Source organism: Rhodococcus sp. LMD (assembly GCF_056108245.1).
Map to the genome: position 1 here is coordinate 3995980 of NZ_CM148557.1, position 14319 is coordinate 4010298.

A 14319-nucleotide genomic window follows, 5' to 3' on the forward strand; every position below is an offset into this window, starting at 1 on the left:
GCATGTCGCCTCGCATCCGGCCCGGACGGTTCAAGGAACTCGGCCCGCTCAACTGGGCGGTCTGGCGCGTGCTCTCGACCGCGGCGGGAACGAAGGACGCGCACCTGTTCAGCACCCTGGGCCGCACCGGCGGCCTGTTCCGCGGCTGGCTGCACTACTCCGGCAAGCTCATGCCGTTCGGGCGGTTGCCCCGGTTCGAATCCGAACTGGTCATCCTGCGGGTGGCGCACCTACGCGAGTGCGGCTACGAGATGGACCACCACACCCGGCTCGGCCGTCGCGCCGGCATCACCCCCGAGATCCTGCAGCGTATCCTCGACGGACCCGGCGCGCCCGGCTGGAGCCCGCGGCACCGGGCGATGCTCACAGCCGTCGACGAGTTGATCGCCACCGGAGACCTCGGCGACGAGACGTGGGCGGCGCTGGCCGCTCACCTCGACGACCGTCGGATGATCGAATTCTGCCTGCTCGTAGCGCAATACGACGGACTGGCCACCACCATCGGCGTGCTGCGCCTCGAGCGGGACTTCTGAGAGCTCTTCCTAACCGCCGCTTTACCGCGGGCAATCTCGGCGAAACACGACGTCCATAGCGTATACAGCTATGTCGACACGTACGGATACAGCCACGGCGCAACCGCTGCGGACGCGCGTGTACCGGGAACTGCGCACCGAGCTGATGAACGGCTCGATCCGCGTCGGCGAGCGGCTGACCGAGCCGAAACTGTCCGCGCGGTTCGGGATCTCCCGTACCCCGGTCCGGGAGGCGCTCGCGATGCTGTGCGCGGACGGGCTGTTGCGCCGCGAGGAGTTCGGATTCTCGCCGGTCCCGGTGAGCATTCCCCGCGTCCGTGACCTCTACGAGCTGCGGATCACCCTCGAACTGCAGGGCATTGCGCGCGCGATCGACAATCCCGATGTGCGGCACGACCGCGTCGCCCTCACCGCCGAACGCGAACGGTGGGTGCGTCTGTCCGCCGACCCGCCGCAGCAGGAACCGGGTTTCGTGGTGCTCGACGAGGAGTTCCACATGGCCCTGATAGCCGCGTCGGGCAATGCGGAACTGGCCGGCTCGCTCGAGTCGGTCAACTCCCGGATCCGGCACGTGCGGATGTACGACTTCATGGTCAACAGCCGGATCGAGACGTCGATCGCCGAACATCTCGCCATCGTCGATGCCGTCCTCGGCGACGAACTCGAACTCGCCCACCGGCTGCTGCACCGGCACATCGGCGAATCCCTCGCGGTGGTGCTCGACCGGGTGACCCGCGCCGTGTCGGCGATGTCGTTCGCTCACTGAGGTCCGTTCCGCCCCATACCTTCCCCTTCCCCGTCACCGAAGGAGCCTGTCGTGACGTTCGCTTTCGACACCCTGCTCGTCGCCAACCGCGGCGAGATCGCTTGCCGCATCATGCGTTCGGCGCACGCGCTGGGGCTGAAGACCGTCGCCGTGTACTCGGATGCGGACGCGTCCGCCGCGCACGTCGAGATGGCGGACATGGCCGTGCGTCTCGGCCCGGCCCCGGCAGCGCAGTCGTATCTCCGGGCGGATCTGGTAATCGAGGCGGCCCTGTCGGCGGGCGCCGGCGCGGTCCATCCCGGCTACGGATTCCTCTCGGAGAACGCCGAATTCGCGGACGCCTGCGAGAAGGCGGGCATCGCGTTCATCGGGCCCACCCCCGGGCAGCTGCGGGTCTTCGGCGACAAGCACACCGCGCGAGAGGCGGCACGCGCCGTCGGCGTCCCGCTCGTCGAGGGCAGCGGCCTGCTCGGGTCCGTCGACGCCGCCCTCGCGGCCGCCGACACCGTCGGTTACCCCGTGATGCTCAAGGCCGTCGGCGGCGGGGGCGGCATCGGGATGCAGGCCTGCCACACTCCGGGCGAACTGCGGGACGCGTACGAGCGGGTGCAGCGTCTCGCGTCCGCACACTTCTCCTCGTCGGGGGTGTTCCTCGAACGGTTCGTCGCCCACGCCCGCCACCTCGAGGTGCAGGTGTTCGGCGACGGTCGCGGCCGCACGATCAGCCTCGGTACGCGCGACTGCTCGTTGCAGCGACGCAACCAGAAGGTCGTCGAGGAGGCGCCCGCCCCGAACCTGCCCGACGCGGTCGTCGAGGAACTGCTCGCGTCGTCGCGCCGGCTCGCGTCGTCGGTGAGCTACCGCTCCGCCGGCACCGTGGAGTTCGTGTACGACGTCGAACGCGGTGAGGCCTCGTTCCTCGAGATGAACACCCGTCTGCAGGTGGAGCATCCGGTCACCGAGGAGGTCACGGGCGTGGACCTGGTGGAGTGGATGCTGCGGCTCGGCCGGGGCGAGACCGAGATGCTCGACGCCCTGCCCGACAGCGGGCCCCGCATCCTCGGTCACGCCGTGGAGGCGCGCGTGTACGCGGAGGACCCGGGGCACGACTACCGGCCCAGCGCCGGACTGCTCACCGCCGTCGAGTTCCCGGCCCACACCCGCGTCGAGACGTGGGTGGACACCGGCACCGAGGTGAGTTCGTTCTACGACCCGATGCTCGCCAAGATCATCGTGCGCGGCGAGTCCCGCCGCACCGCGTTCGCGGCGCTCGCCGAGGCGCTCGACGACACGCACCTGTACGGCGTGCAGACGAATCTGCCGCAGCTGCGGCGCATCTGCACGGCGGAGCAGGTGCTCGGGGCCACCCACACCACCGCGACGCTGCGGGAGGTACGGGCGACGGGCCACCGCATCGACGTGCTGCGCGCGGGCACCATGACCACGGTGCAGGACTTCCCCGGCCGGATCGGGTTGTGGGCGGTCGGCATTCCGCCGTCGGGTCCGATGGACGACCTGTCGATGCGCGCCGCGAACGGCGCGGTCGGCAACCCGGAGGGGGCACCGGCGCTGGAGTGCACGTTGCAGGGCCCGCGCCTCGAGTTCTCCGACCCGACGCTCGTGTGCGTCACCGGTGCCCCGGTCGTCGTCACCGTCGACGGGACCCCGGTGCCGATGTGGGAGCCCCTGGAGGTGCCGGCCGGCGGCGTGCTCGACGTCGGATCCCCGGCCGAGCAGGGCCTGCGCACCTACGTCGCGGTGCGTGGCGGACTCGACGCCCCGCTCTACCACGGCAGCGCTTCGACGTTCACACTCGGCGGCTTCGGGGGCCTCACCGGCAGGGCCGTGGCCACGGGCGACGTGCTCGGTGTGGCCGAGTCCCGCGCGCTTGCCTCCCCGGCACCGGTACCCGTGGACCGTCGGCCGGAGTTCACCCACACGTGGCATCTCGCCGTCACCGAGGGTCCGCAGCCCGCACCGGCCTACTTCACCGAGGACGACCTGGCCCAGTTCTACGACACCACGTGGACGGTGCAGTCCCACGCGAACCGCACCGGCATCCGTCTGGACGGCCCGAAGCCCACCTGGTCGCGGACGGACGGCGGCGAGGCCGGGCTGCACCCGTCGAACCTGCACGACAACCCCTACTCGGTGGGCGCGCTCAACGTCTCGGGCGACACCCCGATCCTGCTCGGCCCGGACGGTCCGAGCCTGGGCGGGTTCGCCTGCCCGCTCACGGTCGTCTCCGGTCACCGCTGGAAGATGGGGCAGATCCGGCCCGGGGATTCGGTGCGGTTCGTCCCCGTCACCGACGAGGCGGCGGTCGAGCTGCGCGGCGCCGCCACCCGCGCCCTCGACGTCCCGCCAGTGGCGCGGCCCGCCGCGCTCGACGGCGGCCGGCTGGCCGGTACCCCGGCTTTCCTGGACAGTCCCGAGGTGGGGTACCTGCGCGGCGGCGACGACAACATCCTCGTCGAGTACGGCGACATGGTGCTCGACCTGGGGTTGCGGATGCGGGTGCACGCCCTGTCCGAGGCGCTCGCGGCGCTGCGCCTGTCGGGGATCGTCGACGTCACGCCCGGGGTGCGCTCGCTGCACGTGCATTTCGACCCGGACGTGCTGCCCCAGCACCGCCTGCTCGGGGCCCTGCAGGACCTCGAGACGGAACTGCCGGCCACGCACGATCTGGTGGTGCCCAGCCGCACCGTCCGGTTGCCGCTCTCGTTCGACGACCCGTCGATCGCCGAGGCGATCTCCCGCTACCACAGCGGTGTGCGCGACTCGGCGCCGTGGCTGCCGTCGAACACCGAGTTCATCCGGCGCATCAACGGACTCGACTCGGTCGAACAGGTCCGGGACACGGTGTTCGACGCCGAGTACCTCGTCCTCGGTCTCGGCGACGTGTATCTCGGTGCGCCGCTGGCCGTCCCGCTCGACCCCCGGCACCGGCTCGTGACGACGAAATACAACCCGGCACGCACGTGGACCCCGTCGGACGCCGTGGGCATCGGCGGCAAGTACCTGTGCGTCTACGGGATGGAGTCCCCCGGCGGCTACCAGTTGATCGGGCGGACGGTACCGATCTGGTCCGGATACCGGCAGTCCGGGCCGTTCGAGGACGGCAAGCCGTGGCTGTTCCGCTTCTTCGACCGGATCGTATGGGAACCGGTGAGCCCGGAACAGCTGCTCGAGTACCGCGCCGCGTCCCTGGCGGGCCGGTTCGACGCCGACGTCTCGGAGGGTACGTTCGCCCTCGCCGACCATCTGCGGTTCCTGGCGGACAATGCCGAGTCCATCGACGCGTTCCACGAGCGTCAGGCCGCGGCGTTCGAGACCGAGAAGCAGGCATGGCACGCGGCCGGTGAGTTCGACCGGGCCGAGACGACACCGGCAGAGGTCACCGAGGCCGTCGACCCGCTCGCCGGGATGCCGGCGGGATCGGTCGTCGTCGAAGCCCCCATGGTCGGCAACGTGTGGCGGGTCGAGGTGGCGGAGGGCCAACAGGTCGGCGCCGACGACACCGCCGTCATCCTCGAGGCCATGAAGCTCGAGATGCCGGTGCCGGCCGCCGTGGACGGGATCGTCCTGAAAGTCCTCGTCGGGCCGGGCGCGAAGGTCGCCCCCGGCACTCCCCTTCTCGTGATCGGAGCAGCATGAGCATCGTTGTGGAACAGGAACTCTCGGCTGCATCGACATCGAGCCGGGCGCGAGCGGAGGCGGCGCTGCGCCGGATCGACGACGTCGACCGGCCCGAGGTGTGGATCGCGCTGCGGCCTGCCGCCGAGGTGCTCGCCGACGCCGACGCCGTGGACGCGCGCGTCGCGGCGGGCGAGCACCTGCCGCTCGCAGGCCTGCTCGTGGCGGTGAAGGACAACGTGGACGTCGCCGGGATGCCGACCACGGCGGGCTGTCCCGAATTCGCGTACACCCCCACCGATACCGCGGCGGGCGTCGCGCGGCTCGTCGACGCCGGCGCGGTGATCCTGGGCAAGACCAATCTCGACCAGTTCGCCACCGGTCTCGTCGGCACCCGCAGCCCGTACGGCGCGGTGCGCTGCTCCTGGGATCCGGAATGGGTGTCGGGCGGCTCGAGTTCGGGTTCGGCGACGGCGGTCGCGCTCGGCATCGCGGACGTCGGGATCGGTACCGACACCGCGGGTTCCGGCCGGGTCCCGGCCGCGCTGCAGGGCCTGGTGGGGATCAAGGCCACGCTGGGCGTGATCCCCGCCCACGGCGTGGTGCCGGCATGCGTGGACTACGACTGCCTCACGGTGTTCGCCACGTCGCTCGACCTGGCGGCGACCGCCGCGGCGGTCATGGCCGGGCCGGAACCGCGCGACCCGCGCAGCCGGACGTGGCCGGCCGACGTACCGTTCGCGGCGCCCGCGTCGCCGCGGGTCGCGGTTCCGCGCGCCGAGAATCTCGTCGCGCTGTGCGACGACTACCGGGACGCATTCGCGCGCACCGTCGGCGCGGCGCGCGACGCCGGGATGGAGGTGACCGAGGTCGACGTCACCCCGCTCCTGGAGGCCGCGACACTGCTCTACGACGGCGCCGTCGTCGCCCAGCGGTATGCGGCCGTCGGCGAGTTCCTGGCGACGAACCCCGCCGGAGCCGATCCGACGGTCGCGGCGATCGTCGCGGCCGCGGAGCACCCGGCGGCGCACGAGCTGGTGGCCGACCTCGACGCGCTGACCCACGCCAAGGCGTTCGCGGCGGGCCTGCTGGACGGGTTCGACGGGCTGTTGCTGCCCACCACCACCGAGCACCCGACGATCGCGGCGGTGCAGTCCGACCCGATCGGGATCAACCGGCGGATGGGCACGTTCACGAACTTCTGCAATCTGCTCGACATGGCGGCCGTCGCGGTACCGGGTGCACCGACCGCCGAGGATCGTCCCTTCGGGGTGATGTTCGTCGTGCCGGCCTTCGCCGATCAGATCGCTGTCGATCTCGCGGCCCGGCTGACGGGTGTCCCCACGCCGAAGTTCGTCTCGGGCGGGGTGGAGCTGGCGGTGTTCGGGGCGCACCTGCGCGGCCAGCCGTTGCACGTCCAACTGGAGCAGATCGGTGCCCGGTTCGTCGACGAGGTCCGCACCTCCGACGCGTACCGGCTGACGGCGCTGAGGACCACTCCCCCGAAGCCCGGTCTCGTCCGGCACGGCGCGGGCCGGGGCGCGCCGATCGCCGGCGAGCTCTTCCGGCTCTCCGAGGCGGGCCTCGGCCGGTTTCTGGCCGCACTGCCCGCTCCGATGACGCTCACCAGCGTCGAACTCTCGGACGGGCGCTGGGTCGTCGGTTTCGGTTGCACGCACGACGCCGCGGCGGACGCCGTCGACATCACCGAGTTCGGCGGCTGGGTGGCCTACCGGACGCGCTGAATCGGTGCGCGACTTCGGAATCTGCCCACGCCACGGCGTGGGCGGATTCCGGTTCACCGCTTCGATTTCCGAGCGACGGCCCGGGCGAATCTCTCGGCGACGAGGTCGAACCGCTCCAGGTCCGCCCACGTCCACCGGACGACCTCGAGGCCGAGATCGCGCAGCGCGTCCTCGCGGTGCTTCTCGGCCACGAGGTCGCGTCGGTCGGAGTACTTTCCGGCGCCGTCGAACTCGCCGACGACGCCCGGGGTTTCCCAGAAGAAGTCCACCCGGTACCGGCGTCCGTCCCGAGCCACGACCTCGTGTTGCAGTTCGGGCCGCGGCAGGCCGCATCGCGTCATCCGCAGGCGAGACAACGACTCTCCGACACTCTCGCTGCGCCCGTCGAGCAGACGCACCGCGGCGGCCGCCCGGGACACCCCGGTGCGGTGGCGGGCGGCGGTGAGAACATCCGGCAGGCGTTCCCGCGCGGACGGTTCGGCGCGCAGGCCGGAGTCCCCGGCGACGACGGTCTCGTCGAGCGGCAACGACCGCGCGAGGTCGACGATGGTGCGCGCCACCGAGGTGACGTGGACGCCGTCGACTGCGACGACGTCGCCGTCGCGCCAGTCGGTCCCGTGCACGTGGAGGTACGTGGCCCTGCGCCCGCTCGCGGATGCCCGCGAGACGTGCACCCGGCGCAGGTCGACGTTCCACACGTCCAGTCCGAGCAGGACGGCGGCAGACACGTGGCTGAGTGCCTCCCCGGGGCGGAGAGCCGCGGCGAAGTGCCGCGCCAGGACCCGGTGGCGGCTCACGTCGTCGAGGGACGCGACGTCGGTGCGGCGCAGATAGACGCCGGGTTTCAGCGCAACGAGGTCTCCGGCACGCAGCGCCGCCCGGATCCGGTCGTCCGGCACGCCTTGCGTCAGGAGGTCCGGTCTCGTCACGGCGATGGGATCGGTCATGCAAGGAGGGTGACGCACCGCTCGGGCGGCCGCGGCTCGACTTTGCGCGGACCGGCACATCTGGGGATGAAGCCGCAGCCTGTGGATAACCGGGATTCCCACGGCGTTTCGGAATCCGCTCACGCCACGACGTGAGCGGATTCCGAAGGGGCGCGCGAATCCGCGATCGTCAGCGCGGCGGCGGCTCGACCTCCACGCCACCGTGCTCGTGCTCCGGACCGGCGGCCGGGTGGTCTGCCGGCAGCCGGCTGCGGAAGCGGGCCGCCTCGCTCGGCGCCGTCTTGCGCGACGGATCGTCCGCGCTGTGGTACGGACCGGGCTTCGGTCGCGGCTTGCCGCCGGGGAACGCGAGGCGCAGGATCGTCCGGTGCACGGTGCCCCACTGCTTCGACAGGGGTCCGGTGTTGTACGGCAGCCCGTACCGCTCGCAGATGTCCTTCACCGCGGGCGCCACCTCGGAGTACCGGGTGCTCGGCATGTCGGGGTAGAGGTGGTGTTCGACCTGGTAGCCGAGGTTTCCGCTGATGACGTGGAACAGCGGACTGCCCTCGATGTTGGCCGCGCCGACCAGCTGGCGGACGTACCATCCGCCGCGGCTCTCGTTCTCCACCTCCTTCCGGCTGAAGGTGTACGTCTGGTCCGGGAAGTGCCCGCAGAAGATGATCGCGTGCGACCACACGTTGCGGATGATGTTGGCGGTGAAGTCCGCCGCCAGGGTGGCCAGGAACGTCTTCTCCACGCCCGGCAGGACCTTGTCGAGCACGTCGGCGACGGCGTCGGCCCGCGGGGCGGCACCGCCGCGCCCGAGACGGCCGAGTCCGCGCAGCCGGCGTCCGATGCGAGAGGTCCGCGGCTGCGGGATCCGCCCTCCCGACAGCAGCGCCGCGGCCGCGAACGCGCCGGCCGAGACCAGGGGCCAACCCACGTAGTCCTTGACGAACTGCCGCCGCGCCTTGCCCGCGATGCCCTTCAGCTCCTCGAGCACCTGCCCCGGCGTCTTCTCTCCCGCCCACAACGCATCGAGGTCGAGGTCGTGCAGCGCCACCCCCCACTCGAAGAACGCCATGAGCAGCACGTTGTAGAACGGCTGGGCCAGGTAGACCGGGTGCCACTTCTGGTGCGGATCGATCCGCATGATCTCGTACCCGAGATCCTTGTCCTTGCCGCGGATGTTCGTGAAGGTGTGGTGGATGTAGTTGTGGGAGTGCTTCCAGCCCGCCGCGGTCGAGGCGGTGTCCCAGTCCCACACCGACGAATGGATGTCCGGATCGTTCATCCAGTCCCACTGCCCGTGCATGACGTTGTGGCCGATCTCCATGTTCTCGAGAATCTTGGCCATGCCGAGGCATGCCGTGCCCGCGACCCAGGCCGACTTCGACGCCGAACCCAGGAGCAGCGCACGGCCGGCGACGGCGAGCTGTCGCTGCGTCGCGATCACGGTCTTGATGTAGCGACGGTCCCGCTCCCCCAGCTCGGAGTAGACCCTGTCGTGGATGGCGTCGAACTCCTTCGCCAACGCGTCCAGCGTTTCCTCGCTCAGATGCGCGAGTGGACTCTCGATCTCCGTCGTCATCTCGCGTTCCTTCCGTTCACAGCTCGATTTCGATGTCGCCTTCGGCGGTGTGGATGCAGGTGCGGACCGCAGCGCCGACGGGTTCGGCGACCTCGTCCGTGCGCAGGTCCCGCACCTTGCCGGAGCGCAGCGTGCCCACGCAGGTATGGCAGATCCCGATCCGGCATCCGTACGGAAGCTGCAGACCCGCCTTCTCGCCCGCCACCAGGATCGGCGTGCCGCCGTCGCATTCGACGTCGGCCTCGCTGTCGAGGAAGTGGACCGTGCCGCCTTCACCCGATCCCGCATTCCCGCCGATGATCGGCTGGAAACGCTCCATGTGGAGTTTTTTCGGATCACCGTGGTCGTTCCAGTGCTCGACGAATGCGTCGAGCATGTCGCCGGGGCCGGAGCAGAACGCCTCCCGCTCCCGCCAGTCGGGGCACAGCTCGTCCAGATCGGCCGGCGTCATGCGGCCCTGCTCCGCGGTGAGCCGCAGCACCAGCCGGAACCCGGACCGGCGTGCCTCGAGGTCACGCAACGTGGAAGCGAAGATGACCTCGTCGGCGGTGCGCGCCGAGTGCACCAGAACGACGTCGTCGAGGCGGTCGCGGTGGTCCAGGCTGCGCAGCATGCTCATGATGGGGGTGATACCGCTGCCGGCACTGACGAACAGCATCTTCGCAGGCAGTGGATCGGGCAGGGTGAACACGCCCTCGACCTCGCCGAGCCGCACCACGTCGCCGGGCTGGATGCGGCGCACCAGGTGCGGCGAGACCACGCCGGTCTCGACCACCTTCGGGGTGACGCTGATGAGCCCGTCCTCGGGATCGGGATCGGAGGTCAGCGAGTAGGCACGCCAGTGGTAGACGCCGTCGATGATCACGCCCAGTCGTACGTATTGACCGGGGCGGTGTCCGCGCCACTCGTAGGCGGGACGGATGAGCACGGACGCCGCGTCGGGACCTTCCGGTACCACCCGCTCGACCCGGCCCCGCAACTCCCTCGTGGTCCACAGGGGATTGATCATCTCGAGGTAGTCGTCGGGCCGGAGAGGAGTGAAAAGGTGTCGGACGGCGCGCAACATCATTCTGCGCACCGGATGCACCCTGGGACGCGCACCCCGTTCTGCCATGCCGACAAGGTACCCCGCGTCACGGGTATCCAATCAGGTTTCGTCGTTGCCCGAGACGACGACAGCCCGCGGCGACGTTTCGGTCACCGCGGGCTGAGGCCGGTACATCCGAACGGGGATCTGCCCGCGCGGAGGATCTTCGACGCGCCGGGATCAGAAGTTGATCATGTGGCCTGCGAGGCCGTGGATGGCCTCCTGCAGCGCCTCGCTCAGCGTCGGGTGGGTGTGGACGTTGCGGGCCAGTTCGTTGACCGTCAGGTCCCACTTCTGCGCGAGGGTCAGCTCGGGCAGGAGTTCGGAGACGTCGGGGCCGATCAGGTGGCCGCCGAGCAGCTCTCCGTGCTTGTTGTCGGCGATCAGCTTGACGAAGCCGTTGGGATCGCCGAGGCCGTGGGCCTTGCCGTTCGCGGTGAAGGGGAAGGTGGCGACCTTGACGTCGTAACCCTCGTCGCGCGCCTGCTGCTCGGTCAGTCCGAAGCTGGCGACCTGCGGCTGGCAGAACGTCGCACGCGGCATCATCCGGTAGTCGTCGAAGGTGAGGGTCTCGGCGCCGCCGATGGTCTCGGCCGCGACCACGCCCATCGCCTCTGCGACGTGCGCGAGCATGAGCTTGGCGGTGACGTCGCCGATGGCGTAGATGTGCGGCACGTTGGTGCGCATCACGTCGTCGATGGCGATGGCGCCCCGGTCGGTGAGCTCGACACCGGTGTTCTCGAGGCCGAAGCCCTCCACCCGCGGGGCGAACCCGACGGACTGCATGACCTTGTCGACGACCACGGACTCGACGTTGCCGGACTTGTTGTCCTTGATCGCGACGGTCACCTTGTTGCCGTCGTCGTCGATGGACTGCACCGCGGCCCCGGTCATGATCTTCACGCCGAGCTTCTTGTACGCCTTCGCGATCTCCTTGGAGATGTCGGCGTCCTCGTTGGGCAGCGCCCGGTCGAGGAACTCGACGATGGTGACGTCCACGCCGTAGTTCTTCAGCACGTAGCCGAACTCCATGCCGATGGCACCGGCGCCGACGATCAGGATCGAGCCCGGCAGGTCGCGGGTGAGGATCTGCTCCTCGTAGGTGACGACGTTCTCGCTCAGCTGCGTGCCGGGCAGCAGCTTGGTCACCGACCCGGTCGCGATGATCGCGTTGTCGAAGGTCACCGTCTCGGTCCCGCCCTTGTTGAGCTCGACCGAGATGGTGTTGGCGTCGACGAACGAGCCGGCACCGTCGTATTCGGTGATCTTGTTCTTCTTCATCAGGAAGTGCACGCCCTTGACGCGGCCGTCCGCGACCTTGCGGCTGCGGTCCAGGGCCGCACCGAAGTCGAAGGACACGTCCCCGGACATGCCGAACGTCTTGGCCTCTTTCGTGAAGAGATGCGCCAGTTCGGCATTGCGGAGAAGCGCCTTGGAGGGAATGCAGCCCACGTTCAGGCAGACACCACCCCAGTACTTCTTCTCGATGATGGCGGTGCTCAGGCCCAGCTGTGCCGCGCGGATAGCAGCGACGTACCCACCGGGACCGGCTCCGAGGACAACGACGTCATAGTGTGAGGTCACGAACAAACAGCGTAGACCTGCCGCTCCGGCGTGTCTGCGGATGGTCCGGTTACCCGCCGGTAGTCCCGGCACCAGGCACGAATCGGGCGTGCACACGGGCCCGAACGTGGCGGAAGCGGCGGGCGCAGCCCCCGGTCAGCGGCGGAAGCTCCGCATCCGCCGCACGTACCGCAGCACCTTCCGCACCGGCACCGGTCGCGGCCAGTCGACGGCACGGAACCACGCCTCGCTGCCGCCGTCGACCACCACGACCGAGCCGACGAGGAAGTCGGCGGCCGGGGACAGCATGAACTCCACCCACTCGGCAATCCGGTCCGGCTCACCGAACCCCCCGATCGGGACGGGGAAACTCCGGACCCGATCGCCCTCCGGGCTCGCGAGCTGAGTGTCGAGGAGGGGGGTCGACACCGCGCCCGGCGCGAGGACGTTCAGGCGGATCCCCGCCCCCGCCCAGTCCGGGGTCACCGCGTTCCGGCGCACCCAGTGGGTGACGGCGATCTTCGACGCGGCGTAGGTGAAGGGGGCGGCCGCGGGCCTGATGCGTCCCGCCCGCCGCACCCCCTTCTCGAGGTCGCCGGCGAGAAACGCCCGCACGGCCGACATGGGCACGGCCGGGGTGGTGGTCGTCGAATTCGACCCGAACACCACGACCTTGCTGTTTCCGGCCGCGGCGAGCGCCGGCCGCCACCCTTCGAGCAACTCGATCACGCCCCGGACGTTGACCTGGGCGAGGGTGTGCTCCTTGCCGGGCACCGGGCCGAGACCCGCCGCGAGCACCGCACCGTCGAGCCGGTTCCCGGCCCGCTCGAGGGTTCGACGCACCGCCGCGGACCGCCCCGCGGGGGTCGAGAGGTCGGCGACGACGTCGGCCTCCTTCAGGTCGACGGTGATCACGGTGTGGCCCGCGGCCCGCAGCCGGTCCGCGCTCGCCGCGCCCATGCCGGACGCCGCCCCGGTCACCGCGTACACGCCCATCGCCACTCCCTCGTCGATCCGGTTCCGACCGGCACGCTACCGCCGGAGCCGCCCCGAACCAAGCAGTTGCTCGCCCGCCACCTCGGGGCCTCCGGGCGCGCCTGTCCTACGCGCGCGAGCCGCGCGACGGCGCCCCCTACGCGCGCGCGAGCCGCGCGACGGCGCCGCGCAGCAAGCTCTCGTACCGGTCCAGCTCCCCAAGCCCGATCACCTGCGGACTGGTGGTGATCGACAACGTGACCGCGTCGCCGATTCCGTGCACGCCGTGGGTCAGGCCCATGACAGGCGACAACCCCGGGAAACCGGCGGTGAAGCGCACGGCGGCCCCGCCGAGCACCAGGTCGTCCGCGCCGCGGTACACGCTGGACACGACCGTGTTGCCGGTGACGGTTCGCGGCACCGCACCCAGGTCGGCGCGGGCGAGCCCGAACCGCAACAGCGGCGCCGGAAGGTGCGCGAACGGACGGTCCCGGAGATCCACGGCCGGATGCACGAGCCGTCGTCGCCGCAGCGCCAGGTCGGCGGCGATCGCCGCGGCACGCTCCCGGGGATCGTCCACGTGCGCGAACAGCCGGACACCGGCGCTGCGGTAGGAGTTGCGCGCCGTCCCGTTCGGGGCGACGGAGACCGGCACCTCCGCGCCGAGCCGGTCGGCCGGGAAGTCGCCGAGGAACTCGCCGAGCGCGGACGCGATCGCGGTCAGTGCACCGACGGTCACGGTCCCCACCGTGCGCAGGTCCGTCGCGGAGCACACGATCGTCCGCACCGCACGCCCCGGGCCGGGGTCGGTGTTCACGGCGCTCAGCGGACATCCCGGGGCCGCCGGCGGGACAGCCGGATCGGCCAGGTCCCGTTCGGCGCGGCCCGCGCGTACCCCCGTCGCCAGCAGTGCGCCCAGCTGGATCGGCACCCGGGCCACGGCACGCAGCAGCATCGCCGGCACCGACGGCGCCTCCGGCCCCGTCGGGGTACCGTCGGCGGCCGGGCCCGTACCCGACAGCAACGCCCGGGCCAGGGTCGAGGCGCGCATCCCGTCCGCGAAGGCGTGCGAAACCTGCAGCACCACAACGGTTGCGGTTGTGGCGCAGCGGGGCGCCCCCGTCACGCCGGCCAGCAGATGCACTCGCCACGGCGAGGTCGTGATGTCGAGCCGGTCGGTGAGCAGTTCACCGAGGGCCCGCTGCACTCCCGGCCAGGACGGATCCGGCAGCCGGTGCACGACGAACCGGTCGGCGCCGACTAGCCCCGCCGCCCAGTACGGATAGTCCAGACGACCCGGCACCGGCACGGCGCGCAACCGGAGTTCGGGGACGGCCGACGCCCGATGCCGAAGCTCGGTCATCAGGGTGTCCGGGTCGCCGGCTTCCCCTTCGAAACAGAACAGCAGGAACTGGTCGCTGCGGACACGGTCGTCGAGCCAGTCCCGCAGGGCGTCGGAGGGATGCAACTGCATTCCGCCAGTGTGGCGGGCGC

At 70.8% G+C, this 14319-nt stretch carries 10 protein-coding genes; 4 read left to right on the plus strand and 6 right to left on the minus strand.

Annotated features, from left to right (window positions below; genetic code table 11):
* The first annotated feature begins 2 nt into the window (after positions 1–2).
* The 4 genes from ACWPQI_RS18305 (at position 3) to atzF (ending at position 6680) form a co-directional block, all read left to right on the plus strand.
* Positions 3–533 carry a carboxymuconolactone decarboxylase family protein gene (locus tag ACWPQI_RS18305; RefSeq protein ID WP_010592183.1) on the plus strand — a complete coding sequence of 177 codons (531 nt, stop codon included), beginning with the start codon at positions 3–5 and terminating at the stop codon, positions 531–533.
* Between the two features lie 70 nt (positions 534–603).
* The gene (locus tag ACWPQI_RS18310; protein WP_048772241.1) at positions 604–1299 is read left to right on the plus strand and encodes a GntR family transcriptional regulator; all 696 of its coding nucleotides are present in this window, start codon (positions 604–606) and stop codon (positions 1297–1299) included.
* Positions 1300–1410: 111 nt separating this feature from the next.
* Positions 1411–4956 carry an urea carboxylase gene (uca, locus tag ACWPQI_RS18315; RefSeq protein WP_474738856.1) on the plus strand — a complete coding sequence of 1182 codons (3546 nt, stop codon included), beginning with the start codon at positions 1411–1413 and terminating at the stop codon, positions 4954–4956.
* Positions 4953–6680, plus strand: coding sequence for an allophanate hydrolase (gene atzF / locus ACWPQI_RS18320; RefSeq protein ID WP_474738419.1), 1728 nt, complete (start codon positions 4953–4955; stop codon positions 6678–6680). The genes uca and atzF overlap by 4 nt, the downstream gene beginning before the upstream one ends.
* A 53-nt stretch (positions 6681–6733) precedes the next feature.
* On the opposite strand, the gene ACWPQI_RS18325 is transcribed toward atzF, so the two are convergent.
* From ACWPQI_RS18325 to ACWPQI_RS18350, 6 genes are all read right to left on the minus strand, one after another.
* Entirely contained in the window at positions 6734–7627 is an 894-nt protein-coding gene (locus tag ACWPQI_RS18325) for a hypothetical protein (RefSeq protein WP_474738420.1), read from the minus strand.
* A 169-nt stretch (positions 7628–7796) separates the two neighbouring features.
* The gene (locus ACWPQI_RS18330; protein ID WP_010592190.1) at positions 7797–9200 is read right to left on the minus strand and encodes a fatty acid desaturase family protein; all 1404 of its coding nucleotides are present in this window, start codon (positions 9198–9200) and stop codon (positions 7797–7799) included.
* Between the two features lie 16 nt (positions 9201–9216).
* Positions 9217–10314: a ferredoxin reductase gene (locus tag ACWPQI_RS18335; RefSeq protein ID WP_026137882.1), complete on the minus strand. Its 1098-nt coding sequence runs from the start codon at positions 10312–10314 to the stop codon at positions 9217–9219.
* Positions 10315–10467: 153 nt separating this feature from the next.
* Positions 10468–11871, minus strand: coding sequence for a dihydrolipoyl dehydrogenase (lpdA, locus tag ACWPQI_RS18340; protein WP_040270821.1), 1404 nt, complete (start codon positions 11869–11871; stop codon positions 10468–10470).
* Between the two features lie 135 nt (positions 11872–12006).
* Positions 12007–12846 carry an SDR family oxidoreductase gene (locus ACWPQI_RS18345; RefSeq protein WP_017681257.1) on the minus strand — a complete coding sequence of 280 codons (840 nt, stop codon included), beginning with the start codon at positions 12844–12846 and terminating at the stop codon, positions 12007–12009.
* A 136-nt stretch (positions 12847–12982) separates the two neighbouring features.
* On the minus strand, positions 12983–14299 hold the full coding sequence (locus ACWPQI_RS18350; protein ID WP_474738421.1) for a wax ester/triacylglycerol synthase domain-containing protein: 1317 nt from the start codon (positions 14297–14299) through the stop codon (positions 12983–12985).
* Between the last annotated feature and the right edge of the window lie 20 nt (positions 14300–14319).

What these genes read in the sequence shown, in the direction of transcription:
- ACWPQI_RS18330 (WP_010592190.1), bottom strand. Translation starts at nt 9,200, where the DNA reads ATGACGACGGAGATCGAGAGTCCACTCGCGCATCTGAGCGAGGAAACG.
- ACWPQI_RS18325 (WP_474738420.1), bottom strand. Translation starts at nt 7,627, where the DNA reads ATGACCGATCCCATCGCCGTGACGAGACCGGACCTCCTGACGCAAGGC.
- ACWPQI_RS18310 (WP_048772241.1), top strand. Translation starts at nt 604, where the DNA reads ATGTCGACACGTACGGATACAGCCACGGCGCAACCGCTGCGGACGCGC.
- ACWPQI_RS18345 (WP_017681257.1), bottom strand. Translation starts at nt 12,846, where the DNA reads ATGGGCGTGTACGCGGTGACCGGGGCGGCGTCCGGCATGGGCGCGGCG.
- ACWPQI_RS18305 (WP_010592183.1), top strand. Translation starts at nt 3, where the DNA reads ATGTCGCCTCGCATCCGGCCCGGACGGTTCAAGGAACTCGGCCCGCTC.
- ACWPQI_RS18350 (WP_474738421.1), bottom strand. Translation starts at nt 14,299, where the DNA reads ATGCAGTTGCATCCCTCCGACGCCCTGCGGGACTGGCTCGACGACCGT.
- uca (WP_474738856.1), top strand. Translation starts at nt 1,411, where the DNA reads ATGCGTTCGGCGCACGCGCTGGGGCTGAAGACCGTCGCCGTGTACTCG.
- atzF (WP_474738419.1), top strand. Translation starts at nt 4,953, where the DNA reads ATGAGCATCGTTGTGGAACAGGAACTCTCGGCTGCATCGACATCGAGC.
- ACWPQI_RS18335 (WP_026137882.1), bottom strand. Translation starts at nt 10,314, where the DNA reads ATGGCAGAACGGGGTGCGCGTCCCAGGGTGCATCCGGTGCGCAGAATG.